This is a genomic window from Mesorhizobium sp. M8A.F.Ca.ET.165.01.1.1, from assembly GCF_004792065.1.
Classification (GTDB): Bacteria; Pseudomonadota; Alphaproteobacteria; order Rhizobiales; family Rhizobiaceae; genus Mesorhizobium.
The window spans coordinates 1-310 of sequence record NZ_SRTH01000189.1 but is presented as its reverse complement, the minus strand read 5'-3'; the positions used below and the strand labels follow the sequence as shown (position 1 = coordinate 310).

General features: G+C 65.5%; 1 protein-coding gene. It reads left to right on the top strand.

Features of this window, described 5'->3' with window-relative positions; translation table 11 throughout:
• A partial coding sequence (locus EN808_RS35690) for an MOFRL family protein (RefSeq protein WP_281041871.1) occupies positions 1-310 on the top strand: 310 nt, incomplete at both ends.

Genomic DNA, 310 nt, shown 5'->3' with positions numbered 1-310 from the left:
GATCCTGTCGGGCGGCGAGACGACGGTGACGCTCCGCGCAAAAGGCAAGGGCGGCCGCAATTCCGAATTCCTGATCGCCTTCGCCATCGGTATTGATGGTGTCGGCGGCATCCATGCCTTAGCCGCCGATACGGACGGCATCGACGGCTCGGAGAACAACGCCGGCGCCTTCGCCGATGGGTCGACGGTTGCACGCATGCGTGCGGCCGGCGTGGACGCCAAGGCGATGCTGGCCGGCAACAACGCCTGGACGGCCTTCAATGCGGTGGGTGATCTGTTTGTGCCGGGGCCGACGGGCACGAATGTCAAT